Annotated in this window: 25 protein-coding genes; 20 read left to right on the forward strand and 5 right to left on the reverse strand. The window is 69.2% G+C overall.

All coding sequences use genetic code 11. The features are described 5' to 3' along the window. Positions 1–64 precede the first annotated feature (64 nt). From ACFVRO_RS09785 to ACFVRO_RS09795, 3 genes are all read right to left on the reverse strand, one after another. Positions 65–2827, reverse strand: coding sequence for an esterase-like activity of phytase family protein (locus tag ACFVRO_RS09785; RefSeq protein WP_386951783.1), 2763 nt, complete (start codon positions 2825–2827; stop codon positions 65–67). 126 nt (positions 2828–2953) lie between these two features. Continuing rightward, positions 2954–4909 carry a Stk1 family PASTA domain-containing Ser/Thr kinase gene (gene pknB / locus ACFVRO_RS09790; RefSeq protein ID WP_386951785.1) on the reverse strand — a complete coding sequence of 652 codons (1956 nt, stop codon included), beginning with the start codon at positions 4907–4909 and terminating at the stop codon, positions 2954–2956. A 76-nt stretch (positions 4910–4985) separates the two neighbouring features. Continuing rightward, positions 4986–6137 (reverse strand): LysM peptidoglycan-binding domain-containing protein, encoded by a 1152-nt coding sequence (locus ACFVRO_RS09795; protein WP_386951787.1) that lies wholly within the window; start codon positions 6135–6137, stop codon positions 4986–4988. A gap of 122 nt (positions 6138–6259) precedes the next feature. Between ACFVRO_RS09795 and ACFVRO_RS09800 the strand changes: the two genes are divergently transcribed. Further along, positions 6260–6619 (forward strand): Rv2175c family DNA-binding protein, encoded by a 360-nt coding sequence (locus ACFVRO_RS09800; RefSeq protein ID WP_386951790.1) that lies wholly within the window; start codon positions 6260–6262, stop codon positions 6617–6619. On the opposite strand, the gene ACFVRO_RS09805 is transcribed toward ACFVRO_RS09800, so the two are convergent. Continuing rightward, on the reverse strand, positions 6620–7720 hold the full coding sequence (locus tag ACFVRO_RS09805) for a polyprenyl synthetase family protein (protein WP_386951793.1): 1101 nt from the start codon (positions 7718–7720) through the stop codon (positions 6620–6622). Positions 7721–7805: 85 nt separating this feature from the next. On the opposite strand from ACFVRO_RS09805, the gene ACFVRO_RS09810 reads away from it, so the two are divergent. The 19 genes from ACFVRO_RS09810 to ACFVRO_RS09900 all read left to right on the forward strand — a co-directional run bounded on the left by ACFVRO_RS09810 (position 7806) and on the right by ACFVRO_RS09900 (position 26125). Continuing rightward, the gene (locus ACFVRO_RS09810; RefSeq protein WP_105676479.1) at positions 7806–8180 is read left to right on the forward strand and encodes a DUF3040 domain-containing protein; all 375 of its coding nucleotides are present in this window, start codon (positions 7806–7808) and stop codon (positions 8178–8180) included. A gap of 260 nt (positions 8181–8440) precedes the next feature. Then, complete coding sequence (gene mraZ / locus ACFVRO_RS09815; protein ID WP_105676477.1) at positions 8441–8872, forward strand: division/cell wall cluster transcriptional repressor MraZ; 432 nt, start codon at positions 8441–8443, stop codon at positions 8870–8872. Between the two features lie 102 nt (positions 8873–8974). Further along, positions 8975–9913 (forward strand): 16S rRNA (cytosine(1402)-N(4))-methyltransferase RsmH, encoded by a 939-nt coding sequence (gene rsmH / locus ACFVRO_RS09820; protein WP_341941878.1) that lies wholly within the window; start codon positions 8975–8977, stop codon positions 9911–9913. Next, on the forward strand, positions 9910–10476 hold the full coding sequence (locus ACFVRO_RS09825; RefSeq protein WP_386951796.1) for a hypothetical protein: 567 nt from the start codon (positions 9910–9912) through the stop codon (positions 10474–10476). Before rsmH ends, ACFVRO_RS09825 begins: the two co-directional genes overlap by 4 nt. Positions 10477–10508: 32 nt before the next feature. Continuing rightward, on the forward strand, positions 10509–12287 hold the full coding sequence (locus tag ACFVRO_RS09830) for a peptidoglycan D,D-transpeptidase FtsI family protein (protein ID WP_386951798.1): 1779 nt from the start codon (positions 10509–10511) through the stop codon (positions 12285–12287). A 31-nt stretch (positions 12288–12318) separates the two neighbouring features. Then, positions 12319–13731, forward strand: coding sequence for a UDP-N-acetylmuramoyl-tripeptide--D-alanyl-D-alanine ligase (murF, locus tag ACFVRO_RS09835; RefSeq protein ID WP_386951801.1), 1413 nt, complete (start codon positions 12319–12321; stop codon positions 13729–13731). After that, positions 13728–14840, forward strand: coding sequence for a phospho-N-acetylmuramoyl-pentapeptide-transferase (mraY, locus tag ACFVRO_RS09840; protein WP_105676471.1), 1113 nt, complete (start codon positions 13728–13730; stop codon positions 14838–14840). The genes murF and mraY overlap by 4 nt, the downstream gene beginning before the upstream one ends. Beyond that, entirely contained in the window at positions 14830–16362 is a 1533-nt protein-coding gene (murD, locus tag ACFVRO_RS09845; RefSeq protein ID WP_386951805.1) for a UDP-N-acetylmuramoyl-L-alanine--D-glutamate ligase, read from the forward strand. Before mraY ends, murD begins: the two co-directional genes overlap by 11 nt. Further along, complete coding sequence (gene ftsW / locus ACFVRO_RS09850) at positions 16331–17539, forward strand: putative lipid II flippase FtsW (protein WP_386951808.1); 1209 nt, start codon at positions 16331–16333, stop codon at positions 17537–17539. Before murD ends, ftsW begins: the two co-directional genes overlap by 32 nt. After that, positions 17536–18615 (forward strand): glycosyltransferase, encoded by a 1080-nt coding sequence (locus ACFVRO_RS09855; RefSeq protein ID WP_386951810.1) that lies wholly within the window; start codon positions 17536–17538, stop codon positions 18613–18615. Before ftsW ends, ACFVRO_RS09855 begins: the two co-directional genes overlap by 4 nt. A gap of 12 nt (positions 18616–18627) precedes the next feature. Further along, a complete protein-coding gene (gene murC / locus ACFVRO_RS09860) occupies positions 18628–20028 on the forward strand; it encodes a UDP-N-acetylmuramate--L-alanine ligase (protein ID WP_386951813.1) in 1401 nt (466 codons plus the stop codon). A gap of 4 nt (positions 20029–20032) precedes the next feature. Next, a complete protein-coding gene (locus tag ACFVRO_RS09865) occupies positions 20033–20953 on the forward strand; it encodes an FtsQ-type POTRA domain-containing protein (protein WP_386951816.1) in 921 nt (306 codons plus the stop codon). 202 nt (positions 20954–21155) lie between these two features. Further along, positions 21156–22298 carry a cell division protein FtsZ gene (gene ftsZ / locus ACFVRO_RS09870; protein ID WP_386951818.1) on the forward strand — a complete coding sequence of 381 codons (1143 nt, stop codon included), beginning with the start codon at positions 21156–21158 and terminating at the stop codon, positions 22296–22298. Beyond that, on the forward strand, positions 22295–22978 hold the full coding sequence (locus tag ACFVRO_RS09875) for a YggS family pyridoxal phosphate-dependent enzyme (RefSeq protein WP_386951821.1): 684 nt from the start codon (positions 22295–22297) through the stop codon (positions 22976–22978). The genes ftsZ and ACFVRO_RS09875 overlap by 4 nt, the downstream gene beginning before the upstream one ends. A gap of 43 nt (positions 22979–23021) precedes the next feature. After that, positions 23022–23495 carry a cell division protein SepF gene (locus ACFVRO_RS09880; RefSeq protein ID WP_105676460.1) on the forward strand — a complete coding sequence of 158 codons (474 nt, stop codon included), beginning with the start codon at positions 23022–23024 and terminating at the stop codon, positions 23493–23495. Positions 23496–23498: 3 nt separating this feature from the next. Then, positions 23499–23795, forward strand: a complete 297-nt coding sequence (locus ACFVRO_RS09885) for a YggT family protein (RefSeq protein ID WP_341941887.1) — start codon at positions 23499–23501, stop codon at positions 23793–23795. Positions 23796–23948: 153 nt separating this feature from the next. Then, the gene (locus ACFVRO_RS09890) at positions 23949–24551 is read left to right on the forward strand and encodes a DivIVA domain-containing protein (RefSeq protein ID WP_105676458.1); all 603 of its coding nucleotides are present in this window, start codon (positions 23949–23951) and stop codon (positions 24549–24551) included. 96 nt (positions 24552–24647) lie between these two features. Continuing rightward, positions 24648–25193, forward strand: a complete 546-nt coding sequence (locus tag ACFVRO_RS09895; RefSeq protein WP_386951823.1) for a signal peptidase II — start codon at positions 24648–24650, stop codon at positions 25191–25193. A 2-nt stretch (positions 25194–25195) separates the two neighbouring features. Beyond that, positions 25196–26125, forward strand: a complete 930-nt coding sequence (locus ACFVRO_RS09900) for an RluA family pseudouridine synthase (RefSeq protein WP_386951826.1) — start codon at positions 25196–25198, stop codon at positions 26123–26125. On the opposite strand, the gene ACFVRO_RS09905 is transcribed toward ACFVRO_RS09900, so the two are convergent. Next, positions 26122–26721, reverse strand: coding sequence for a TetR/AcrR family transcriptional regulator (locus ACFVRO_RS09905; RefSeq protein ID WP_386951828.1), 600 nt, complete (start codon positions 26719–26721; stop codon positions 26122–26124). The genes ACFVRO_RS09900 and ACFVRO_RS09905 overlap by 4 nt on opposite strands. Positions 26722–26812: the final 91 nt, after the last annotated feature.

Here is a 26812-nt window from a genome sequence, read left to right on the forward strand (position 1 = left end):
CGCGCCGAACGCCGAATGAAGAAGGGCCGGAACCTCCTGGGTTCCGGCCCTTCTCCGTGTCGGGTCAGGAGCGCGTGCGGCGGCGGACGATCAGCAGCACGGCGCCCGCGAGGAGCAGGATGCCGGCGCCCACGGCCACCGGCAGGAGCCAGGACGCGTCACCGCCGGTCGTGGCCAGGTCGCCAGGTCGCACGGAACCTCCGGTGCCGGGGGCCGTCGCCCCGCCGGACGCGGTCACCGTCAGCGGGGTGCGGGCCGTGACCTCGCCCGCGACGGCGACGATCTCGTGCGCTCCCGGCGCGGTGCCCGCGGGGACCGCCCCGGTGAAGCGCAGGGCGCCCTGGGCGTCGGTCGAGGCGGTGCCCAGCACGACCGGATCGCTGTGCAGCTCGATGCGCACCTCCGTCGAGGCGGGGAACCCCGTTCCCGTGACGGTGAGTTCGGCGCCGGCCTTCACGCTCGACGCACTCAGGGTGAGCAACGGCACCGCGGGCGTCGACGTGTCGGGGAAGGCCTCGGAGGCGGCGCCGAGGCGCAGGAACACGGTCTCGCCCGTGGCGTCCTTCAGCCCGTCGTTGTCGGTGACCCCGTACAGGCGGCCGTCCGCCGCGATCGCGAAGCCCTCGAGCTTCTCCTGGGTCCAGCCGGCCGTCGCCCTCAGCTGCGGCAGCACGTCGATCGCGGTCGTCTTCTCGAGCACGGTCAGAGGCTGTCCGAACGCGCTGGGCGCGGCATCCGCCGGGATGTCGACTCGCGTCACGCGCTTCACCGCGGCCGAGGGGCCGTTGAGCTTGTCCCGCTCGATGATCGCGAACGTGTCATCGTCGATCGCCGTGATCTCCGACAGCCCCATCCAGTCTCCCTGGGTGGTCGTCGCGTCGAGGCGGTAGCCGAACCACTCCCATGCGCCCGTCGCCGGGTCGAGGCGGCCGATACGGGTGATGTCGGCTCCGTCCACGGTGCCGGCGGCGAGGTTCGATGGGTCGGTCCAGAGCGGACGCTGGATGACGCTCCACACGCGGAGGTCGGCGCCCTCGCCGGTCACGGTGACGCCCTCGAAGCCCCACTTGCCGACGTGCGCGGCGACCTCGGCCGGCAGCGGGTGACGCGAGAGCACGGCTCCTGCGGCATCCGTGTGGACGATGGTGTTGCCGGCTCCCGCCGCGCCCTCCACGGCCAGCCAGAAGGTGCCGTCCGCGGCGGCGGAGATGCCCTCCACGTCCAGCGCGACCGGCGAGCCGTTCTTGGTGACGGCCGTCGAGGCGGTGATGCGGGCAGGAGTCTGCGACACGTCGACCGTGTAGATCGTCGCCGGGGAGACGACGGCGTCGCTCGCGGCGTACACGAGCGAGGAGTTCGTCGGGTGCCCGGAGAGCGCGCCGAGCGCGGACCATCCGATCGGCGCTCCGTCGACGGTATCGGACAGGATGCTGGGCTGCGCGGGCGCATCGGAGCCGAAGGAGAACAGGCTCACGGAGGCGCGGACGCCGACGCTCGCGTCGTCCGTCTCGCTGGACACGACGAGCAGATCGCGCCCCGGCACCGGGAGGATGCCCTCGGGGCCGTTGGTCGTGAACAGGATCTGATCGAACACGGGGGAGGCCGGGTCGGTCATGTCGTACACGGCGACGAAGTTGGAGCGCTCACTGGCGACGAACACGTACGGCGTGCCGCCGAACTCGGCGAACGCGAGCCCTTCGGGCTCGGCCCCCTTCTTGGCCGCGCGGTCCTCGTTGTGCAGGCCGTACTGCACGGCGATGTTCGCGAAGCTGTTCCCCGCGTCCCACACCGGCAGACCGGTCGCGGTGTCGAACACCGTCCAGCCGCGGGTGCCGCCCTTCCAGTCGCCCTCGTTGGCCGTGGCCACCAGCCCGTCGCCGACCCACGCGATCGAGTCGGGTTCGCGAGGCGTCGCCGGCAGCGATCCGGTGAGGTCGATGCGGCCGTCCTTCACGGTGTCCACACCGCTGAGTGCGACCGCGCCCGCCGAGAAGACGGACGTGAGCGTCTTGGTCTCCAGGTCGATCACGGCGATGCCGTTGTTCTCCTGGAGCGTCACCGCGAGCCGGTTGCGATCGTCGATGGTGACGTACTCCGGCTCCGGGTCCTGCGGGGTGTCGATTCCGGATGCCGCGACGATCGGCAGCGGGCTGCCGTCCTCGGCGAGGAAGCGCACGGGGGTCGTGGTCCAGGCAGCGGGGTCCTCGCCGAGGTCGAGCACCTGGACGAATCCGCCGGGCAGCTGGGGGAGATCCCCCTTCTTGCCGCCGGCGGGCTTGATCTCCTCGTCGCGCTGGTTCTCCATCGCGATCGCCGCGTACGCGCCGTCGTGCGAGATCGCGATGGAGTCGGGCTGGCCGCCCAGGTCGATCGAGCGCACGAGGGAGCGGTCGGATGCGCGCAGCACGTCGAGCCGCCCGTGCGGATCGGTGAACTGCCCGCCGGTCTCGTCGATCACGACGAGGATGTAGTCGCCGTAGGAGGCGACCGACGTGGGCTGGTCGTCGGGGTGGCCGAGGTCGGCGAGGGAGACCGTTCCGGTTCCGCGGGGGTTCGACGGGTCGGTCACATCGACGAAGCCGATCCGCTTTCCGAGAGCGTCGGTGTAGACGACGGTGCCGTCGGCGGTGATCGTGGAGATCTCCGCGACGGTGGCGGATGCCGGGTCGACCCCCGCAGGAGCGTTGAGGTACACGGGATAGGTCGCGGCGCGGGAGAAGACGTCGGCGGTGCGGGGGGCCGCGGATGCCGGGACGGCGGCGACAGTGATCGTGCCGGCCAGAAGGCAGGTCGCGAGCACCGCGGCGGAGAGGGGACGAGAGGGCATGGGCACACTCCGGGTCGGCGAGTACGGGGGTACTCGACAGAGTGTGGGCGTCAGGCATCCGGCAGATGCCGGGGGAGTTGCCCCGCCGTGGCCGGGAGGTGAACGGCGGGTGACGTGCGGCGGATGCTAGCCGCTGAGCCCCATCTGGAGCACGATCGTGGCGCTCTTGCGCTGCGGCTCGGTCGGGCTGTAGGAGACGACCTTGGTGTTCTTGTTGTCGAGCAGGTCCCACGCGCCGTCCGGGATCATGGTGTCGCTGGTATAGCTCCACTTGAACCCGGCGTTGGTGAGGGCCTCCTTCGCCTTGTCCCGCGTCATCCCCTTCACATCGGGGACGTCGAACAGCTCTGGCCCCTTCGAGACGATGAGCTGGATGGTGTCGCCCGGTCGCCAGGATCCCGCCTCGGCGCGGTCGGCGTACCCGATCACCTTGTCCTTGGCGACGTCCTCGCTGAACCTGAGGTCGCTCTCCGGGTTGACCACAAGACCCTTGTCGGTCAGCGTCTTGGTCGCCTGGTTGACGTTCATGCCGCTGACGTCGGGGACAGGGCCCACCGACACCTGGATGGTCGCCGTGTCCTTCTCGTGCACCGTGCAGCCCTGGTCGCAGCCGAAGGCGTCGCCGCCGCCACGAGGGGTGATGCGCACGTTGAGGACCTTGCCGTCGTCGAGGTCGTCGAAGTACTTCTCGTCGTCGGTGATGTCGAGGTTCGCCGCGTCGAGCTGACCGCGGACGGTCTCGACGTCCACCCCGGCGACGGGGGCGAGATCGTGCGGTGCGGGTCCGGTGGAGACGATCACCGTGACCGTCACGCCTCTGTCGAGACGCTGGCCCTCTCCGGGGTCCGTCTCGATGACCTCTCCTGCGGGGATGTCGACGGAGAACTCGTCCTTCTGCGCCGGCACGAATCCCTCGGCCGTCAGCGTATCCGCGGCGTCCTGGTACGACATCCCGGCCACACCGGGCACGGCCACGAGTGAACCGGGGCCCGATCCGAACCACCAGCCGACGCCGCCGGCGACCGCGGCCAGCAGCAGCACGAGCGTGAGCAGGAAGGCGCCGCGGGTGCGTCGCTTCGACGACCGGCGACGCAGCAGGGTCGCGTTGTCGACCGTCTGCGGCACGGGAGCCGTGGGGTCGGCGATGGGCAGCGTTCCCGGCATGACCTTGGTGAGATCGCCGGAGTCGGCGTGCGCGCGCTGCGGCGCGGTGGCCGAGGCGACAGCGGGGGCGATGCCGAGAGAACGCTCGATCTCGCGAAGGCGCTCCAGCATCTGGCCCGCGTCGTCCGGGCGGTCGTCCGGGGACTTCTCGGTGGCCCAGAGCACGAGCTCGTCGAGCTGCTCTGGCACGCCGGGGTTGCGCGCGCTCGGCCTCGGCACCGATTCCGTCGCGTGCTGGAAGGCGATCTGCATGGGCTGCTCGCCCTTGTAGGGCTGCTCGCCGACCAGCATCTCGTAGAGCATGATGCCGAGCGCGTAGATGTCGCTGCGGGCATCGGCGGTGCCGCGCGTGACGAGCTCGGGGGCGAGGTAGGCGATCGTGCCGAGCAGCTGCTGACCGGTCGCGGTGTTCGCGGTGGTGGCCCGTGCGAGGCCGAAGTCGCCGATCTTGATGCGGCCGTCCTCGGCCAACAGCACGTTCTCGGGCTTCACGTCGCGGTGCACGATGCCGGCGCGGTGAGCGGCGGAGAGACCGGAGAGCACCGCATCCATGATCGTGATCGTCTGCGAGATCGTGAGGCGCTTCTGCTCGCGGAGGAGCTCGCGCAGGGTGATGCCCGGCAGGTACTCCATCACCAGATAGGCGAGCTCGCCGTCCTGGCCCTGGTCGAAGACGTTGACGACGTGCGGGTCGGCCAGACGTGCCGCCGAACGGGCCTCCTGGATGAACCGGCTCTGGAAGGCCGAGTCGTCGCTGAGGTGCGCGTGCATGACCTTGAGGGCGATGCGCCGCTCGAGGCGGAGGTCGGTGGCGACGTACACCGTCGCCATGCCGCCTCGTGCGATCCGGGCCCTGACCCGGTACCGACCGTCGACGAGCCGCCCGATGAGGGGGTCGGCCTGCTGATTGGTCGTCACGTCAAGATTCTATGGAAGACAGGCTGAAAGCCTGCGGAACGGCTCGCCCCTGAGGGCTGCGGGTTTGCCGGGAGCTTCACCCGAGGTGGGCGAGCCACTGGTATGCCTGGGACTCCCACTGGCCGTAACGCAGGGGATATGCGGAGATCTGCACCGCCTGGGCGGCGTCCGTGAAGGCCATGCCGTCCCAGCCGGGGATGTCGAGCAGACCGCGGGAGTTCTGCCCGTTGGGGTCGCTCTGCCCGCCGTAGAAGACGCGGGTGCTGCGATCGGCGTCCATGATCTGCTCCGCGGCGCCCCACCCGGTGCTCGGGCGCTGCTGGAAGAGTCCGAGCGAGTCGCGGTCTCCGTAGGAGAGGTTGCGCATGCCCGACTCGACCATCGCGGTGGCCAGTGCGATCGCGACGCCGCGATCGGAGACCCCGAGCTGGCGGCCGATGCGGACGATGAGCGCCGCGTTCGCCGTCTGCTCCGCGTCGAGGCTCGCGCTGAGCTGCTCGGTGCCGGATGCCGCTGCGGCAGGGGGAGCGGAGACGGTGATGCTCTGCCCCGGATAGATGATCGATCCCGGGCCCAGGCCGTTCCACGCGTACAGGTTCGCGGTCGAGGTGCCGTGGTTCTGGGCGATCGCGGAGAGCGTGTCGCCCGCGACCACCGTGTAGGCCTGCCCGCCCGTCGGCGCCGGTGCGGCGACGACCGCCGGAGCGGCCGCAGGGGCCGAGGCTCCGGTGACCGCAAGGGTCTGACCCGGGTAGATCACGGATGCCCTGGTGAGACCGTTGGCAGCGAGCACGGCGTCGACTGTGGTGCCGTACTTCTGCGCGACGCCGTAGACGGTGTCCCCGGCGACGACCAGGTGGCTCTGCCCGACCGCAGCCGACGGCGCGGGAGAGGCGGGCGCTGCGGCGCCCGTGAGGGTGAGCGTCTGGCCGGGGTGGATCACCGAGCGCCAGCTGAGGCCGTTCCATGCGAGCACATCGGTGGTGCGCAGACCGTGCTGCTGCGCGATGGCGGACACCGTGTCGCCGGGCTGCACGACGTAGCTCGTCGGCGAAGCCGTGGCGGGCACGATCCGAAGGCCGGAGAGATGGAGGCGCTCGATCTGCGTCGATGACGCGTCGGCGGATGCCGGGGCTGCGGCGATCGTTCCGGCGAGGGTGCCGAGCACGGCAGCGGGCACCCCCAGCTGCAGGTAGCGCATGCGTCGCGCTGCGGAGTTCGGTCTCACGGGTCCCCCTTGTTCGACGTCTGCCCACGCTGACACGTAAGTAAACAGAAGTCAACAATAGTGACTCAAGTGAAAGATGTGACGGGTGTGACGATATGCGCCGCGCGCGCAGAGGTGAGATAGTGGGCAACGTGTCTGAGAACGTCGCTGCATCCACCGAGTCCGCCTGGCTGACCATGCCCGATCTCGTCGAGGTGCTCGATGTGCCGCTCGGCCGCGTGCGCCGCCTGATCGACGAGCACTACCTCATCGGCTCCAAGCGCGGCGGCGTCTTCGCCGTTCCCGCCGAGTTCATCGTGGACGGCCACCCGCTCCCGTCGCTGCGCGGCACCATCATCGCGCTGCAGGACGCCGGATTCAGCGACGACGAGGTCATCGACTGGCTCCGCGGCGAAGAGGAGACGCTCGGCCGCTCGCCGATCGCCGCGCTGCTCGCCGGGCACAAGAGCGAGGTGCGGCGCATCGCGCGCACGCTCGCCTGATCAGGCTGATCGCGTCGTCGCCGCCCTGGCGAGGTCGCGCAGGCCGCCGACGGCGGCGTTGTCGAGCCGAGCGCCCGAGAGTGCGCGGTCGGCATCCTTCGCATAGGCGTCGATCATCTCCTCGACGCGGGCGAGAGCGCCGGAGCCGTCGATCGTCGCCTGCAGGAAGGACACCTGCTGCGCATCGAGGTCCGGATCCCCGAGCATCTCGTCGAACAGATTCCTGGCTGAGGCGTCGAGGGTCTGCCTCGTCAGTGCGACGAGGACGGTGCGCTTGCCCTCACGGAGATCGTCTCCGGCCGGCTTGCCGGTGACCGCCGTGTCGCCGAAGACGCCGAGGACGTCGTCCCGCAGCTGGAACGCCATCCCCACCGGATTCCCGAACCGGCGCAGCGCCCGCAGCTGCTCCTCGTCGGCGCCCGCGAGGGACGCGCCCAGCACGAGCGGCTGCTCGATGCTGTAGCGGGCCGACTTCAGGGAGACGACGCGCAGTGCGCGCTCGACGTGGGAGTCGGCGGCGTTCACGCTCCATGCCGACTCCTCCGCGATGTCCAGGAACTGGCCGACCGTGACATCGCGGCGCATCCGTGCATACTCCCGTCGCACGCGAGCGGCGTGCGGATGCGTCTCCAGCGCGTCCTCCAGCAGATCGTCGCTCCACGCGACGAGGAGGTCTCCGAGCAGGATGGCCGCCGAGCGTCCGAACGCAGCGGCGTCTCCGGTCCAGCCCGAGCTCTCGTGAGCACCCTCGAGGGCGCGATGCGCGGCCGGCCGGCCCCGTCGCGTGTCGGAGTTGTCGATCAGGTCGTCGTGGACCAGCGCGGCCGACTGGAAGATCTCCAGTGCGGCGCAGACGTCCCAGAGAGAAGATGTCTCGGCGACGTCGCGGTCGCGGAACCGTGCCACGGCGCTCCAGCCCGAATGGCAGAACCGGGCGCGCAGCCTCTTGCCTCCGACGAGGGTGTCCGCGGCCGCGTGAAGCATCGCGGCTGCGTCGGGGCCGTACTCGACGGACTCGACGCGCATCCTCCCGATGAAGAGATCGAGGCGTTCGGCGACGGCGTCGGGGACGGGAGTGGGTGACGGCACGACTCCCAGCATACGTAAAGGGAATCCCGCCACGAACGGCTACCCCGAGGCGCCGAGGCGCGCGTAGAATGGTCGGAAGAAACCCGAGGGGGACGAAATGCCACTCTCCGAACAGGAGCAGCGTCTGCTCGATGAGATGGAACGCCATCTCCTCCACAACGACGCGGATGTCGTGAGCGCGCCTACCGGCGACCGCACTCTGAGCTATCGCAATCTCGTCTACGGAGCCCTGCTGCTCCTGGCAGGCGTGGGCGGTCTGATCGTCGGCGTCATCCTCGGTGACGTCTGGGGGATCGTGGTCGGCGTCGTCGCCTTCGCCGCGATGCTCGGCGGTGTGATGCTCGCCGTCACCCCGGTTCGACGCCCCGTCTCCGCCGTTCCCCGCGAGCGCGCGAAGAAGCAGCAGCAGAATTCGGCCTCCTTCATGGATCGCATGAACGATCGATGGGATCGCCGCCAAGACGGTCACTGACCGCAAGAACTTCTCAAGGCCCGGATGCTCAGCATCCGGGCCTTTTTCGTGTCCGCTGTGGGGCTGGAGCCGTCCTCCACGGGCTTCCACCCGTCCTCCACTGGCACTCCACTCTCCTCCACCGCGTCTTTCCGCGGAATCTCGGGGTGCACTGATCGAACGATGCTGGTATTTCACCGAATTGTCGTAGGAAAGTGGAGGGAAGTGGAGTAAAGTGGGGCGTACCTCGAGTTGGCCGGACGGAGAGGGGGTGATGGCCGATGCTGCTGGGTACGCACTCACCGAAGCTGGACGACAAAGGGCGGGTCATCCTGCCCGCGAAGTTCCGCGAGGACCTGGGCGGCGGCATCGTCGTCACCCGTGGTCAGGAGCGCTGCCTCTACGTCTTCAGCACGGCCGAGTTCGAGTCCATGCACGAGCGGATCCGTCAGGCGCCGCTCGCCAACAAGCAGGCGCGCGATTTCATGCGCCTGTTCCTCTCCGGTGCGAGTGCGGAGATGCCCGACAGCCAGAACCGCATCACCATCCCCGCTCACCTGCGTCAGTACGCCGGGCTTCAGAAGGAGCTCATCGTCACCGGTGTCGGCGCACACGCCGAGATCTGGGACGCCGAGAGCTGGAACACCTACCTCGCCGCCGGCGAGGAGACCTACTCCGAGCTGGAGCAGGAGGTGATTCCGGGACTCTTCTGACCACGGCTGTGATGCCCCGCCGCTCCCGCCCCGACACACTTCCCCGGTGCCGGGTCGAGCAGCGGAGGGGGATCAGAGCCGAAGGTCACCCCGAGAAAGATCATGAACCTCCGAGACATACACACCCCCGTCCTGCTCGAGCGCTGCATCGAGCTGCTCGCTCCCGCCCTCCAGGCGGACGGAGCGGTGCTCGTCGACGCCACCCTCGGGATGGGCGGGCACTCCGAGGCTCTGCTCGAGCGGTTCCCGAACATCCGCCTCGTGGGTCTCGACCGCGACACCGACGCCCTCCGCATCGCGGGGGAGCGGCTCGCGCGCTTCAAGGACCGCATCACCCTCGTGCACACGGTCTACGACGAGATCGGCCTGCACGCGCAGGGCGCCGCGGGCATCCTCTTCGACCTCGGCGTCTCCTCCCTGCAGCTCGACGAGGCCGAGCGCGGCTTCGCGTACTCGAAGGATGCGCCGCTGGACATGCGCATGGATCAGACGAAGGGCATCACCGCCGCCGAGGTCATCGCGACCTACAACGAGGGCAACCTCCGTCGCATCTTCGAGCGGTACGGCGAGGAGAAGCTGGCCGGCCGCTACGCGCGCTTCATCATCGACGCGCGGCAGAAGCAGCCGATCACCCGATCGGGAGAGCTCGTCGAGATCCTCATCGCCGCGACACCGGCGGCCGCTCAGCGCGCGGGTCACCCCGCAAAGCGGGTGTTCCAGGCGCTGCGGATCGAGGTGAACGCCGAGCTCAACGTGCTCGCCGACGCCATCCCCTCCGCGATGGACGCGCTCGCGGTCGGCGGGCGGATCGTGGTCATGTCCTATCAGTCCCTCGAAGACCGCCTGGTCAAGCAGGCGTTCGCGGCGGGCGCGGCATCCACCGCTCCGAAGGGTCTGCCGGTCGAGCTTCCCGAGCACGCACCGAAGTTCCGCATCATCACGCGGGGAGCAGAGCTCGCCGACGACGAGGAGCGCGCGCGCAATCCGCGTGCGATCCCGGTACGGCTGCGCGCAGCCGAGAAGGTGCGGGAGAGCGCATGAGTCTGAACGCCGTCGTCCGCACGCCCAAGGTCGCCCCGGAGGCGTCGTCTCGGGCGCCTCGTGCGCGTCTCGAGCCGGTCACCGCGCCCCGGGCTCGACGCAAGCCGAAGCTCGCCTACGCGCTCGTCGCGCTCGGGGGAGCGATGGCGATCGGCGCTGCGCAGATCGGGCTCTCGCTCGCGATCACCCAGGACTCCTTCACGCTGGCCTCCCTGTCGTCGCAGCAGGGGGACCTCAACCTGCGCACGCAGGCGCTGCAGGAGGAGCTCACCGGAATGAGCTCCCCACAGGCGCTGGCGACGAGCGCCTCCGCCCTCGGCATGGTCGTGGCGGGCGCTCCCTCCTACCTGCGGCTCAGCGACGGCGCCGTGATCGGTGCGGGCACCGGGGCGGGATGGGCCTCGACGGTCGATCCGAACGGAGCGGGAGCGGTGAGCAACTCGCTGTTGCAGGCGCCGACGAACGACGCGACCGACGGCCCGGTGACAGAGGGCGCGACGACGCCCACAGAGCAGTTGCCGCCTGCGATCACCGACGGCCTTCCCAGCCCCACGACCCACTGACCACCACGACCACCATCTGACGGAGAGAGTCCATGACGACACGAGCCACCCGGAGCCCCCGGCGACGCACCGTCGTCGCACTCGCCGTCATCCTGTCGATCCTCTGCGTGTTCATCGTGCGCCTCGTCGACATCCAGGTCGTGAGCGCCGACGAGCACGTCAACCAGTCGTTGAAGTACCTCGGCGCGGGGGAGTCCATCCCCGGGCAGCGCGGCGCCATCGTGGACGCCGACGGCACGGTGCTCGCCGAGAGCGTCACGGTCTACGACTACGTCATGGACCCGAAGGCGATGAAGGCGGTGGAGGAGAACGAGAAGAACCCGCCGAAGCTCCCGTGGGCCGAAGCCTCGACGAAGATCGCCGAGATCATGGGCCTGAACGCCGACGAGCTGCGCGCAGGCGTCGCCGCCGCTCAGACGGAGAACCCTGACACGCAGTGGTACCAGCTCAAGAACGGCCTGAACGCCGAGCAGTACACGCAGCTGCGGGCGCTCAAGCTCCCCTATCTCCACGCCTCCGAGCGCGAGAAGCGGGTGTACCCGAACGGTGCGGTCGCCGGAAACGTGATCGGCTTCCTCAACGGCTCGGGCGATGCCCAGGCCGGGATCGAGAAGATGGAGGGGCAGTGCCTCGCGCCGAGCAACGGCACGCAGAGCTACCGCAGGGGCATGGACGGCGTCGTGATCCCGGGCAGTGAGCGCACGGTGGACGCTGTGAACGGCGGCACCGTGCAGCTCACGATCAACAGCGACCTGAACTGGTACATGCAGCAGATGATCGCCGAGGAAGCCCAGGCACAGGGAGCGCAGGGCGGCACCGTCACGGTCGTCGATGTCAAGACGGGCAAGATCCGCGCGGCCGCCGAGTGGCCTACGGTCGACCCCAACAACCTCGACGGATCGTCGCCGAGCTCCTGGTACAGCAAGCTGTTCACGTACGCCTTCGAGCCCGGATCGACGTTCAAGCCGGTGACGGCCGCAGCGATCATGGAGAACGCCGGCGTGACACCGACCAGCCCCACCGTCACCGCTTCCTCGAAGGAGAAGTTCGAGAACGGCGCCGTGATCAATGACGCGTTCGTGCACCCGACCTACAACTACACGCTCGCAGGGGCCCTGATCGACTCCTCGAACGTGGCGCTGTCGAAGTTCGGCACCATGGTCAGCCCCGATGTGCGCTACGACTACCTCCAGCGCTTCGGCGTCGGCACCGAGACGGTCGGGTTCCCGAGCGAGACGAGCGGAGAGCTGCACCCCACCAGCGAATGGGACAACCAGTCGCTGTACACCACGACGTTCGGCCAGCACTTCACCGTCACCGCCCCGCAGGTGGCCGGCGCATACCAGGCCATCGCGAACGGCGGAGAGAAGATCGACCTCTCGCTCATCGAGTCGTGCACCGACGCCGACGGCACCGTTCACGAGGCGGCCGCGCCGAAGAAGGAGCAGATCATCACGCCGGAGACGGCCGCGGAGCTCACGCGCATGCTGGAGAACGTCGCGGTGCAGGGTGGCAACGCCGAGCGGATCAAGGTTCCCGGCTACCGGGTGACCAGCAAGACCGGCACCGCGCAGATCCCTGACGGCAACGGCGGCTACAAGTCGGGCGTCTACTACACCAGCATGGTGGGCTTCGCGCCGGTCGACGATCCGCAGTACGTCGTGATCGTCACTCTCGACCAGCCGACTAGAGTTACATCGTCCGCTGCGACGGCATCCGCCTTCCAGAAGGCGATGACGCAGGTGATGAAGACCTACCGCGTGATGCCCTCGACCGTCCCCATGGACGCCCTTCTTCCCAAGTTCGAATAGCCGGCACCCCCATGCCGCGCCTGGAGATGTCATGATCGCCCTGTCGCTCGCTGAGATCGCCGCCATCCTCGGCGGTGAGCTGCGCCTCATCGGAACCGATACGGCGGAGACCGTCCTGGACGGTGTCGTCGACACCGACTCCCGCACGATGTCCGCGGGGTCGATCTTCGTCGCCAAGCCCGGCGCCGAGACCGATGGCCACCGCTTCGTCGGCGCGGCCGTGACCGCGGGTGCCCGCCTCGCCATCGTCGAGCACCCCGTGGACGAACCGGTCTCGCAGATCGTCGTGGCCGACGCCGTCGCCGCCCTCGCCGATCTCGCCCGTGAGGTCGTCTCGCGCGTGCGCGCGCGGGGAGATCTCAAGATCGTCGGCATCACCGGATCCAACGGCAAGACCACGACGAAGAACTTCCTCGCGCGCATCGTCTCGGACGAGGGCGAGACGGTCGCCCCGATCAACTCGTACAACAACGAGGTCGGAGCGCCGGTGACGATGCTGCGCGTCACGGAGAGCACCCGGTACCTGGTCAGCGAGTTCGGGGCCGCCGCTCCCGGCAGCATCGCGCGTCTCGCGGGACTCGTCGAGCCCGACGTCGCCGTCGTCCTCATGGTCGGCATGGCGCATGCGGGCGGCTTCGGAGGCATCGAGGAGACCGCCAAGGCCAAAGCGGAACTGGTCACCGCGGCGACGCCGAACGGGGTCGCCGTGCTCAACCTCGACGACCCGCGGGTCGCAGCGATGCGCGAGCTCGCCGAGTCCCGCGGCATGAGCGTCATCGGCTTCGGCCAGGCCGCCGCGGCAGAGGTGCGGGCCCACGACCTCGTCGTGTCGGCATCCGGCACCTCCTGCATCATCGAGGCGGACGGGCAGCGGATGCCGCTGCGCCTGCGCGTGCTCGGAGCCCATCACATCAGCAACGCCCTCGCCGCGATCGCGGCAGCCGGGGCACTCGGCATCCCGGCCGCCGATGCGATCGCCCGCCTGGAGACGCTCGACATCGCCGAGCGCTGGCGCATGCAGCCGATGGGCAACGACAGCATCCGCATCATCAACGACGCCTACAACGCGAGCCCCGACTCGATGGCGGCCGCCCTGAGGACCCTCGCGCAGATCACCGGACCGGGGGAGCGCACGGTCGCGGTCCTCGGCGCGATGAGCGAGCTCGGCGAGACCGCTGGCGAGGAGCACGACCGCATCGGTCTGCTCGCGGTGCGACTCAACATCCAGCGCATCGTCGTGGTCGGACCCGAGGCGCGTCGGCTGTATCTCTCCGCCGTCGGCGAGGGGTCATGGGACAGCGAGGCCGTGCATCTGCCCGATCAGGATGCGGCATTCGAGTATCTGCGCACCGAGCTGCGCGACGGGGACAGGGTCCTCGTGAAGTCATCAAACTCCGTAGGCCTCAGGCATCTCGGCGATCGTCTGGGAGAATTGTTCTCGTGAGGTCTCTCATCATCGCGGCGGCGATCTCGCTCGCCTTCACCCTGTTCCTGACCCCCGTCTTCCTGAGACTCTTCCGGAAGTGGGGATGGGGGCAGGTCATCCGCACCCCCGAGGCGGTCGAGAACCCCAGCCACGAGGCCAAGCGCGGCACCCCGACGATGGGCGGCGTGATCTTCATCGTCGGCACCATGGTCGGCTACTTCGCCGGTGTCTTCGCCGGCGGGCGGGTCCCCGCGCTCTCGTCGATCCTGGTGATCTGGCTCATGGTCGGCTTCGGCGTCGTGGGGTTCATCGACGACTACATGAAGGTCCGCAGTCAGCGCAGCCTCGGCCTGTCCGGCTGGCGCAAGGTGATCGGCCAGCTGCTCGTCATCGTGCCGTTCGGCATCGTCGCGCTCAACTTCCCGAACCACGCTGGGCAGACTCCGGCGTCCGGGGCCGTCTCGCTGTTCCGCGACATCCCGTGGCTCAACTTCTTCGCGTTCGCCGCTGTCATCGGCTGGGCGCTCTACCTCGTCTGGATCTCGGTGATCGGCGTCGCCACGTCGAACAGCGTGAACCTCACCGATGGGCTCGACGGTCTCGCGGCCGGCGCCGGCATCATCGTCGTCGGCGCCTACGGCCTCATCTCCTTCCGACAGTTCCAGCAGTCCTGCGTCGGCGAGTCGATCGAGAAGGCCGCCCTCGGAGGCTGCTACGAGGTGCGCGATCCGCTGGACCTCGCGATCGTCGCCGCCGCCTTCGCCGCCGGCCTCATCGGCTTCCTGTGGTGGAACGCCCCCAAGGCCAAGGTGTTCATGGGCGACGTCGGCTCGATGGCGATCGGCGGCGTGATCACCGCGATGGCGATCCTCACCCGCACCGAGCTGCTCCTGTTCGTGATCGCCGGCGTCTTCGTGCTCTCCTCCGGCTCGGTCATCCTGCAGCGCACCTACTTCAAGATCACGCGCGGCAAGAGGCTCTTCCTCATGAGCCCCTTCCACCACCACCTCGAGATGCGCGGATGGTCCGAGGTCACGATCGTCGTGCGGATGTGGATCATCGCCGGACTCCTCGCGGTGACGGCGGTGGGCCTGTTCTACGTGGAGTGGCTGACGCGTGTCAGCTGAGCGCCTCTCGACCCTGACGAGCTGGCACTCCGACTGGTCCGGTCTGCGGGTCGCCGTGCTCGGACTGTCGATGACCGGCTTCTCCGTCGCCGACACCCTCGCCGAGCTGGGCGCCGACGTCCTCGTCCTCAGCGAGTCCGCCGAGGACGAGTATGCGCGACTGCTCCCGGTGATCGGCGCGCGCCTCGAGCTGGGCTCCCTCTCCGAGGTGCCCGAGGCGCTCGAGAGCTTCGACGCCGACGTCGTGATCGCCTCGCCGGGGTTCTCTCCGTCGCATCCGGTGATCCGCTGGGCGCAGGAGTCGGGGATCGCCATCTGGGGCGACATCGAACTCGCCTGGCGCGTGCGCGACAAGGTGACCCGTGCGGACGGCACTCCGGCGGAGTGGGTCCTGATCACGGGCACGAACGGCAAGACCACGACGACGCAGCTCACGGCATCCCTCCTCGTCGAGGGCGGGCTGCGAGCCGCGCCGTGCGGCAACATCGGAGTGCCCGTGCTCGACGCCGTGCGCGACCCCGCAGGGTTCGACGTGCTCGTCGTGGAGCTCTCCAGCCACCAGCTCTGGTACATCGGCCAGTCGAGCGCGGAGGGCCAGCTGTGTCCGTACGCGTCGGTGTGCCTGAACCTCGCCGACGACCACCTCGTCTGGCACGGCAGCGCCGACGCCTATCGCGAGGCGAAGTCGTACGTGTACCGCAACACCAGGGTCGCGTGCGTCTACAACAAGGCGGATGAGGCGACGAGGCGGATGGTCGAGGACGCCGACGTGATCGAGGGGGCGCGAGCGATCGGCTTCGACCTCGGCACCCCCGGCCCCAGCGACCTCGGCGTCGTCGAGGGGCTGCTCGTCGACAGGGCCTTTCTCGACGATCGCGCGCGCAGCGCCCTCGAGCTCACGACCCTGCGGGATCTCGACGACGTCGGTCTCGCCGCGCCGCACATCGTGCAGAACATCCTCGCCGCGAGCGCGCTCGCTCGGTCGCTCGGCGTGGAGCCCGAGGCGATCCACTCCGCGCTGCAGAGGTTCCGTCTGGACGCCCATCGCATCCAGGTGATCGCGCGGCACGCGGGCATCACGTGGGTCGACGACTCCAAGGCCACGAACCCGCACGCTGCGGCGTCGTCCCTGCGCGCCTTCCCCGGCGCGGTCTGGGTGGTCGGCGGCGATCTCAAGGGGGTCGACATCGCTGAACTGGTCGCCGACGTGGGCGGCACCGCCCGTGCGGCCGTGGTGATCGGCGTGGAGCGTGAGGCCGTCGTCGCGGCATTCCGGCGACACGCGCCGACGGTGCCGGTGTTCGAGGTGGATGCTGACGAGACTGGACAGGTCATGAACCGCGTCGTGGAGATCGCTGCGGGGATCGTCGACGAGGGCACCGTACTGCTGGCCCCCGCCGCGGCATCCTTCGATCAGTTCTCCAGCTACGCGGATCGCGGCCACCGCTTCGCCGAAGCGGTGCGGGAATGGATCGACCGGGGGAGCACCGATGACGCAGGTGGCTCGCACACCTCGCTCTGATCCCGCGCGCTCCGAGTCGCGCGGTCTCGCCGCCAGGGTCTCGCTCGGTCGCCGGTTCACCCCGGTGTCGACCGAGTTCATGATGATCGCGTCGACGGCTCTGCTGCTCACGATCTTCGGCCTGGTGATGGTGCTGTCGGCGACGAGCGCCGTCGCCGTGTCCAAGGGTGAGAACCCCATGGACGGCGCTCTCCGCCAGGGCATCTTCGCGGTGCTCGGCATCCCGCTGATGTTCGTCATCTCACGGTTCCCGATCGACTTCCTCAAGAAGATGGCGTGGCCCGCCCTGATCGGCGCGACGATGCTGCAGCTGCTCGTGTTCATCCCCGGGCTCGGCGTCGAGGATGGCGGAAACCGGAACTGGATCAGGGTCGCCGGATTCACCCTGCAGCCCTCGGAGTTCCTCAAGCTCGCTCTCGCTCTCTGGATCGCCTACGTGCTGCTCCGCAAGAGAGCCATGCTCGGGACCTGGCATCAGGTGTTCATCCCCGTGATCCCGGTCAGCGCGCTCGCGATCGGAACCGTCCTCGCGGGCAAGGATCTGGGAACGGCGATGGTGCTCGTGCTCATCCTCCTCGGGTGTCTGTTCTTCTCCGGGGTGAAGCTGCGGCTGTTCATCATCCCGGTGCTGCTCGGCGTGCTCGCGGTGATCCTCCTCGCCGTGACCAGCACCGACCGGATGCGCCGCATCACCGCGGTCTGCTCCGACATGAACAACTACACCGGCGACTGCTACCAGTCGATCCACGGCATGTGGGGAATGGCATCCGGGGGGATCTTCGGCGTCGGACTCGGCAACTCCCAGGAGAAGTACGGCTGGCTGCCGGCCGCCGGCAACGACTTCATCTTCGCGATCGTCGGCGAGGAGCTCGGGCTCATCGGATGCCTCGTGGTGCTCGCCCTGTTCGCCACCTTCGCTGTCGGCGTGTTCCACATCATCCGCAAGACGCAGGATCCGTTCATCCGGGTCGCCGCCGGCGGGATCACGGTGTGGATCGTCGGCCAGGCGATCTTCAACATCGGCGTCGTGATCGGGCTCTTCCCGGTCATGGGCGTGCCGCTGCCCTTCATGTCCCAGGGCGGTACGGCGCTGCTCGCCGTGCTCATCGCGTGCGGAGTGCTGCTGGCCTTCGCGCGCACGATCCCCGCAGCCGAGCGGGGTAAAGTCACACGGTGACCACGTACCTTCTCGCCGGCGGGGGCACCGCCGGCCATGTCAACCCCCTGCTCGCCGTCGCCGATGGGCTGCGCGAGCGGGACGCCGACGCATCCGTCCTGGTGCTGGGCACGGCCGAGGGCCTCGAGGCCCGTCTCGTCCCCGCCCGCGGCTATGAGCTGCTGATCGTCGCCAAGGTGCCGTTCCCTCGTCGCCCGAACAGGCAGGCTCTCGCGTTCCCCGGGCGCTTCCGCCGTGCGATCGCACAGGTGCGGGAGCACATCCGGACGCACAGTGTCGACGTCGTGGTGGGCTTCGGCGGCTACGCCTCGGCTCCGGCTTACGTGGCGGCGCGCCGAGAAGGCGTTCCGTTCGTCGTGCACGAGGCCAACGCGAAGCCCGGACTCGCGAACGTGCTCGGCGCACGCCGCGCCGCCGCGACGGGAGTCGCCTTCGACGGCACCCCGCTGCGGGGGAGCGAAGTGGTGGGCATGCCGCTGCGCCGCGAGGTCATCGAGCTCGATCGCGCCGCCCGCCGCGCCGAGGCCGCCGAGTACTTCGGCCTCGACGACTCCCGCCCCGTGCTCCTCGTCTTCGGCGGATCGCTCGGGGCGCAGCGTCTCAACGAGGCGCTGTCGGGCTCGTGGGGCGACATCCTCGCGTCCGGGTGGCAGCTGCTGCACGTCACGGGGGAGCGCAGCGACCTCGCGGACCCCGGCGTGCCCGGATACGCGCTGCGGCGCTACGTCGACCGGATGGACCTCGCGTTCGCCCTGGCCGATCTGATCGTCTCCCGCTCCGGAGCCGCGACCGTGAGCGAGGTGAGCGCCCTCGGCATCCCCGCGCTCTATGTGCCGTACTCGGTGGGCAACGGGGAGCAGCGCCTCAACGCCGCCTCCGCTGTGGCCGCAGGCGCCGCTGAGCTGCTGGACGACCCGACCTTCGACGCCGACGCCGTGCGCCGCATCGTCGTGCCGCTCCTCGGCGACCCCGAGCGGATCGCGCGCATGGCCGCGGCCGCCGAGCGCGTCGGAACCCGCAGCGGCACCGACAACGTCATCGCCCTCGTCGACCGTGCGCTCGACGCCTCGAACTAAACTGAGACGGACATGATCAGACCCGACCTCTCCCTCCCGATCCCCGAGAACATCACCTCCGCGCATTTCATCGGCATCGGCGGTTCCGGTATGAGCGGCCTCGCCCGGATGTTCCTCGACGCCGGCATCCGCGTCTCCGGTTCCGACCGTGCGGACAGCGACAACCTGCGCGCCCTCGCCGCGGCAGGGGCCACCGTGCACGTCGGACACGACGCCGCCCACCTGGGCGACGCCGACACCGTGGTGCACACCGGAGCGATCTGGCCGGAGAACCCGGAGTTCCTCCTCGCCAAAGAGCGCGGGCTGCACGTCATCCACCGTTCGCAGGCCCTGCACTGGCTCATCGGCTCGCGTCGACTGGTCTCGGTCGCGGGAGCCCACGGCAAGACCACCTCGACCGGCATGATCGTGACGGCGCTGCAGGCGCTGGGCGCCGACCCCAACTTCGTCAACGGCGGCGTGATCGAGCAGCTCGGCCTCTCCAGCGCCACCGGAGCGGACGACCTCTTCGTCATCGAGGCCGACGAGTCCGACGGCACCTTCCTGCTGTACGACACCGCGGTGGCTCTCATCACGAACGTCGACCCCGATCACCTCGACCACTACGGCTCCGACGAGGCTTTCCACGACGCCTTCGTGCGGTTCGCCGATGCCGCGTCCGAGGCCGTCGTGATCTCCAGCGACGACGCGGGCGCTCTGCGCGTGGGTGCGGGCCTCTCGCACCGCAACGTCATCACGTTCGGGCAGGCCGACGACGCCGACGTGCGCGTCTCCGACGTCATCGCCGCGGGGCCGGTCGCCGCGACGATCACGCGCGGTGACGACAGCGTCCGGCTGCAGCTCGCGGTCCCGGGGCTGCACAATGCGATCAACGCCGCGGGCGCCATCGCGGTGCTGGGCGCACTCGGCTACGGCCTCGAGGAGTCCGCCCGTGCCGTCGAGGGCTTCGCCGGCACGGTTCGCCGCCTCGAGAAGCACGGCGTCGAGCGGGGCGTGTCCGTCTACGACGACTACTCGCACCACCCGACCGAGGTGCGCGCCGCGCTTGAGGCGATGCGTTCCATCGCCGACGGCGGACGTGTCATCGCGATCCAGCAGCCGCACACGTACTCGCGCACGCAGCACATGTTCCGCGAGTTCGCCGAGGTCCTCGAGCACTACGCCGACCACACCGTCATGCTCGACGTGTACGGGGCGCGCGAAGACCCGGTGCCCGGCGTGACGGGCGAGCTCGTCAGCGACGCCTTCCAGGATCAGGGCAACGTGCACTACGTCGCCGACTGGCAGCAGGCGGCCGACTACACGGCGAGCGTCGCACGCGACGGCGACTTCGTGGTCACTCTCGGATGCGGCAACGTGTACCAGATCATCCCGCAGGTCCTCGAGTCTCTGCGCGCGTCGTCAGAGGACTGAGCCGATGCGTCGCCCCGCTCCGCTCCCGGCCGCGCGGGAGAATCCGGACGAGAAGGAGACCCCGCTGCGGCCGGTCTCCCGCATCCGGGGGCGTGCAGAGGCGGATGCCGCGTCCGAAGACCTGAACGACATCGACGAGGCGAGCTCGGGGCTGGAGCCCGAGGTGCAGCCGACATCGGCGCGCGACGTCTGGCGCGCTGCTCGCGCTCGTCGCAAGGCGCTCCGCGCCGAGATCCGCCGCTTCACTCAGCGCTCCCGGCGCCGCAGGATCATCTGGCTCAGCGTGATCGGCGCCGTGCTGCTGCTCATCGGCGGCAGCGTCGCCGCGGCGTACAGCCCCCTGTTCGCGGTCCAGCGCATCACGGTCGTCGGCGCGACGACGCTGGACCCGGCTGCCGTCGAGGCCGCGCTCGCGGACCAGATCGGCACGCCGCTGGCGCTGGTCAGAACGAGCGAGGTCAAGGCCGCTCTCCTCGCTTTCCCCCTCATCGAGACGTACGCGCTCGAGGCGAAGCCGCCGAACGATCTGACGGTCCGGATCGTCGAGCGCACGCCGATCGGCGTCATCCGCTCCGACGCCGGGTACACCCTCGTCGACGCGGCAGGGGTCGCCCTCGCGACGACGACGGATCAGCCCCCGGGGCAGCCGCTGCTCGACATCGACGGCGGCATCGACTCCCGCGCGTTCGAGAGCACGGGGCTCGTCATCCGGTCCCTCCCCGCCGACGTCCGGGCTGCGCTGACGGGGGTTCGTGCGAGCACGGCGGACGACGTGACCCTCACGCTGAACAGCGGGCTCACGGTCATCTGGGGGAGCTCCGACGAGTCGGCGCTGAAGGGCCTGACACTCGCAGCCGCGATGGCCGCGAACCCGGGCGCCGCATCGATCGACGTCACCTCGCCGCACGTCGCCGTCATCGGCTGACCGCGCCGCGGTCGCGTGATCGGCGAATCGGCACGCCAAACAGACGACACGCCCGTGTCGCTGCGGGCGCGCGCGTATGCGGCGCTTACCTTCGAACAAGAGAAACCAATACCGGGAAATACTTTACACCTCTAGTTGAGGTTTAAGGTTCAACCCTCGGCATTCGTCAGAAATCCAGGCTCGAATACTTCGGAGGCCGGCCATGAGCCAGAACCAGAACTACCTCGCCGTGATCAAGGTCGTCGGCGTCGGCGGTGGCGGCGTCAACGCCGTGAACCGCATGATCGATCTCGGCCTGCGCGGTGTCGAGTTCATCGCAGTCAACACCGACGCCCAGGCGCTGCTCATGAGCGACGCCGACGTCAAGCTCGACGTGGGCCGCGAGCTCACGCGCGGCCTCGGCGCCGGCGCCGACCCCGAGGTGGGTCGACGTGCGGCGGAGGACCACGCGGAGGAGATCGAGCAGGCGCTCACCGGCGCCGACATGGTCTTCGTCACCGCGGGCGAGGGCGGCGGAACCGGCACCGGCGGCGCACCCGTCGTCGCGCGCATCGCCAAGTCGATCGGCGCACTGACCATCGGTGTCGTGACCAAGCCGTTCTCCTTCGAGGGGCGTCGTCGGCAGAGCCAGGCCGAGGCCGGCGTCGCGAAGCTCAAGGAAGAGGTCGACACCCTCATCGTCGTCCCGAACGATCGACTGCTGGAGATCAGCGACCGCGGCATCTCGATGATCGAGGCCTTCGCGACGGCAGACCAGGTGCTCCTCGCCGGTGTGCAGGGCATCACCGACCTCATCACGACCCCCGGTCTGATCAACCTCGACTTCGCCGACGTGAAGTCGGTCATGCAGGGCGCGGGCTCCGCGCTCATGGGCATCGGCTCCGCCCGCGGCGCCGATCGTGCGATCAAGGCCGCCGAGCTCGCGGTCGAGTCGCCGTTGCTCGAAGCGTCGATCGAGGGCGCGCACGGTGTGCTCCTCTCGATCCAGGGCGGTTCGAACCTCGGCATCTTCGAGATCCACGACGCGGCCGACCTCGTCAAGGAAGCCGCTCACCCCGAGGCGAACATCATCTTCGGAACGGTCATCGACGACACCCTCGGCGACGAGGTGCGCGTGACCGTGATCGCGGCAGGCTTCGACGGCGGAGAGCCGTCGCTGCGCCTCGACCCGATGGTCGTGTCCCGCCCGGCGGCGACGACGCTGCCGGAGGTCGCCCTCACCGAGGAGCCCGAGAACGCCTCGTCCGAGAAGGTCGACGCCGAGCCGGTGCAGCGCTTCACCACGACGAGCATCGAGCCCGCCATCGTCGACGACGACATCGACATCCCCGAATTCCTGAAGTGACCGACCTGGGAGCGCGGCTGTCGGCGATCGACGAGCAGATCGCCGACGCCGCGCGCCTGGCCGGAAGGGACGCGGACGAGATCACCCGCATCGTCGTCACGAAATTCCACCCGGCATCCCTCGTTCGGGAACTCCACGGCCTCGGCGTTCGCGAGGTGGGGGAGAACCGGCAGCAGGAGCTCAGCGCGAAGAGCGCGGAGCTGTCCGAACTGGACGACCTGCGCTGGCACTTCATCGGGCAGGCGCAGACCAACAAGGCGTCGGCGATCCGGCGCAGCGCTCAGGTCGTGCACTCCATCGATCGCGATCGGCTGGCGGATGCGCTGCACCGAGCGGCGGAAGACGACAGCGTGCTCGATGTCCTGGTGCAAGTGAACCTCACCGACGACATCGGACGCGGAGGCGTCGCTCCCGACGCCGCTGCCGCTCTTGCCGAGCACGTGATGACCCTCCCCTCCCTGCGTCTGCGCGGGGTCATGGCGGTCGCACCGCTCGACGAGGAACCGGCATCCGCCTTCGCACGTCTGCGCGGCGTCGCCGACGGCATCCGCGCACTCGACCCATCCGCCACCTGGATCTCCGCCGGCATGACCGGCGACTTCGTCGAGGCGGTACAGGCGGGCGCGACACACCTGCGGATCGGCTCCGCAATCACCGGACCCCGGCCAGACCGGGGTTAACCTGTCACAAGACCAACCCGAATCGTTCGAACCGGAGGACACAATGGGTAACCCGCTGAAGAAGACCATGGTGTATCTCGGCCTCGCCGACGAGGAAGAGGTCTACGAAGAAGAGACGCAGGCACCGGCCCGCTCCCACCGGGAGCGCGAGCGCGCGAGCGAAGAGCCGACCCCGGCTCCCATCACGCCGCTGCGCCGCCCGGTCGCCGTGCGTCAGCCCGCAGGAGGGGCAGTGAACGAGATCCTCACCGTGCACCCGAAGCAGTACCGCGACGCTCAGCTCATCGCTGAGAGCTTCCGCGAGGGTGTGCCGGTCATCATCAACCTCTCGCAGATGAGCGATGCCGACGCGCGGCGTCTCATCGACTTCGCCAGCGGGCTCTCGCTCGGCCTCTACGGCCGTATCGAGCGGGTCACCTCGAAGGTGTTCCTGCTGTCTCCGGAGAACATCGCGATCTCCGGTCACGGGGGAATCGCGCACGCAGACGCCGAGTCTGCGGGCTTCGATCAGTCGTAGCCCGTGGAGCTGGTCTCCGTCGTCGCCGGCATCGTCCACCTGGCTTTGCTGCTGTACCTTCTGGTGCTCTTCGCGCGCCTGATCCTCGACTACATCCCGATGTTCAACAGGGAGTGGCGTCCCAAGGGCGCCGGCCTCGTCGCCGCCGAGTTCGCCTACACGCTGACGGACCCGCCGATCCGGTTCTTCCGGCGGTTCATCCCTCCGCTGCGCATCGGCTCGATCTCCCTGGACTTCGGCTTCTCGCTGACGATCCTCGTCGTGTTGATCCTCATGAACATCGTGCGGATCTTCATCTGAGAGATTCCCGACTTTCGTCGCGCCCTGGTGTTGCGGCGTCGCGGCTGACAGGAGCGAGGACTATGCTTGGCTCCCAGGTGCGCGCCCCGGGTTCGCGCCACATCACGACCGCGCCATTCACAACTGGCAACCGAAATCATCGAAGGAGCCACCATGGCACTCACCCCGGATGACGTCGTCACCAAGCAGTTCCAGCACGTCCGCTTCAAGGACGGCTTCGACCCGGACGAGGTCGACGACTTCCTCGACGAGATCGTCATCGAGTGGCGCAAGGCCATCGAGGAGAACACCGAGCTGAAGGCGAAGCTCGCCGCCTACGAGTCTGGCGCAGCGCCCGCAGAGGCCGCACCGGTCGCCGAGGCTCCCGCCCCTGCTCCCGTCGCCGAGGTGCCCGCTCCGGTCGCCGCCGAGCCCGCTCCGTCCGGCTCCGCCACGGCTACCGCCGGCATCATCGAGCTCGCGCAGCGTCTGCATGACGAGCACGTCGCCGAGGGTGAGGCGAAGCGCAACCAGCTCATCGCCGACGCCGAGAACGAGGTCAACCGCATCCGCACCGAGGCTGAGGCGAAGCAGCGCGAAGAGACCGCTCGTCTCGAGCGCGAGCGCAACACGCTCGAGGCCCGCATCACCGAGCTCCGCAACTTCGAGCGCGACTACCGTTCGCAGCTGCGCGGCTACATCGAGGGTCAGCTCCGCGACCTCGACGAGAAGTCGGCGTCGACGGACTCCACGCCGGTCTCCGCGATCGGTCTGTAAGGCGCCCTCTTGTCAGGACGCCGTCCCCTTCGTCGGTCGGCGGCCGGTGCGATCGTTGCGATTCTCGCAGCGGTCGTGCTGGCCGCCGATCAGTTTGTGAAGCACCTCACCATCGAGAACCTCCCCAAAGAGGAGGCCGTTCCGGTCCTGGGTGACTTCCTGCAGCTCTTCTACATCCGCAACTCCGGCGCCGCGTTCTCGCTCGGCTCCGAGGTCACGTGGATCTTCACGATCGCGCTCACCGTGGTCGCCGGCGTGATCGTCTGGAAGGCCTTCGGCCTGCGTTCGCGACTGTGGGCCGTCGTGCTCGGCGCGCTGCTCGGCGGCGTGCTCGGAAACCTCACCGATCGCCTGTTCCGCGAGCCCGGCTTCGGCGTCGGGCACGTCGTCGACATGATCTCCATGCCGTGGATGCTCCCGGCGATCTTCAACGTCGCGGACATCTTCATCGTCACCGGCATGATCTCCGTCGCCCTGCTGGTCGTGTTCGGACTGCGCTTCGACGGCACGCGCGAGCGCGATCACGTCGCTGTCGAGACCGACGAGGAGGCCGAGGCGGTCGCGATCGCCGAGAGTCGTGCAGAGGGCCAGGATCGCGTCGACGGCGAATCCAGCGACGACGCGCCCTCCGAGAGCCGCTGACCGTGGAATCGCGGTCCCTCCCGGTCCCGGACGGGCTCGACGGCGTACGCGTCGATGCGGCTCTCGCGAAGATGCTCGGGTTCTCCCGCACCTTCGCCGCCGATGTCGCGGCCGCGGGCGGTGTGCGGCTCGACGGCGCGCTTCTCGACAAGTCCGACCGCCTGCGCGGCGGCGGCTGGCTGGATGTCGAGTGGCAGCCCAAGGAGGAGCCGCGGATCGTGCCGATCGCCGTTCCGGAGCTCGGCATCGTGTACGACGACGATGACATCGTCGTCGTCGACAAGCCCACCGGCGTCGCGGCGCACCCTTCTCTGGGCTGGGAGGGACCGACCGTCGTCGGCGCGCTGGCCGCGGCCGGCTTCCGCGTGGCGACCACCGGCGCCCCCGAGCGTCAGGGCGTCGTCCATCGGCTCGACGTCGGCACCAGCGGCCTCATGGTCGTCGCGAAGACGGAGTCCGCGTACACCGCTCTGAAGCGGGCCTTCAAGGAGCGCACGGTCGAGAAAATCTACCACGCGGTCGTGCAGGGGCACCCCGACCCGCTGGTCGGGACGATCGACGCCCCGATCGGACGGCATCCGAACCATTCGTGGAAGTTCGCCGTCACGCCGGACGGCAAGCCGTCGGTGACCCACTACGAGACACTCGAGGCCTTCCCCGGCGCCTCTCTGCTCGAGATCCATCTCGAGACGGGGCGTACGCACCAGATCCGCGTGCACATGGCCGCGCTGCGGCATCCGTGCGTGGGCGACCCGCTCTACGGCGCCGATCCGACTCTCTCCGCGCGGCTGGGACTCACCCGTCAGTGGCTGCACGCCCACCAGCTGGGGTTCACCCATCCCGCGACGGGGGAGTGGGTGCAGTTCGAGTCGCCGTACCCCGCGGACTTCCGGCATGCGCTCGCTGTGCTGCGCGGCGAAGCCGGCGTCTAGAAGCGGGCTCTCCCCGCGGCGTCCACGACGCCGTCCAGTGTCTGCTCCAGGAACTCGACGACCGCGTCGTCATCGGCGCGGCGATCGACGATGAGCTCGAGCAGAGTCTCCTCGGTGAACGACACCCACGCGCGCAGCGCCACCCGGAGTGCCGCGGAGTCGGGTATGCCGAGTTCGGTGAAGGCCTCGAGGAGGCGCAGGGCGTTCAACTCGCGCGACTCGTCGACGATCGCGCGCACGGCGGAGTCGCCGCTGGCGACGCCCCGGACGAGCGAGGAGAAGGTCCCGCTGTGCTCGCGGACGAATCCGGCGATGCGCAGGAGCGTGTCGTGGATGCGCTCGCGCGGCGGCAGCTCAGGGCGGGGCTCGCTGGCCAGGAGGAGGCTGTCGCGCGCGGTGGTCACGATCGCGCGCTCCACGCCCTGCCTGCTGTCGAAGTAGTGGAAGATCAGTGCCTTGGACACTCCCGCGCGGGCGGCGAGCTCCTCGATCGTCAGCTCCTCCAGCGGGTGCTCGGCGAGAAAGCCCACTCCGATGGCGATGAGCTGCGCGCGGCGCTGATCGGGGCTGAGGCGAGATCGCTGCTCGGAGGACATGCGAGAAGCCTAGCCAGAATGGTATTGACTCCTGGTCAATTGTGCTTAGTATCGAGATATCGCGTGGACGCCGTCGTCCGTGCGAAGGAGG

Origin of the sequence: Microbacterium sp. NPDC057944, from assembly GCF_042887445.1 — a bacterium.
GTDB lineage: Bacteria > Actinomycetota > Actinomycetes > Actinomycetales > Microbacteriaceae > Microbacterium > Microbacterium natoriense.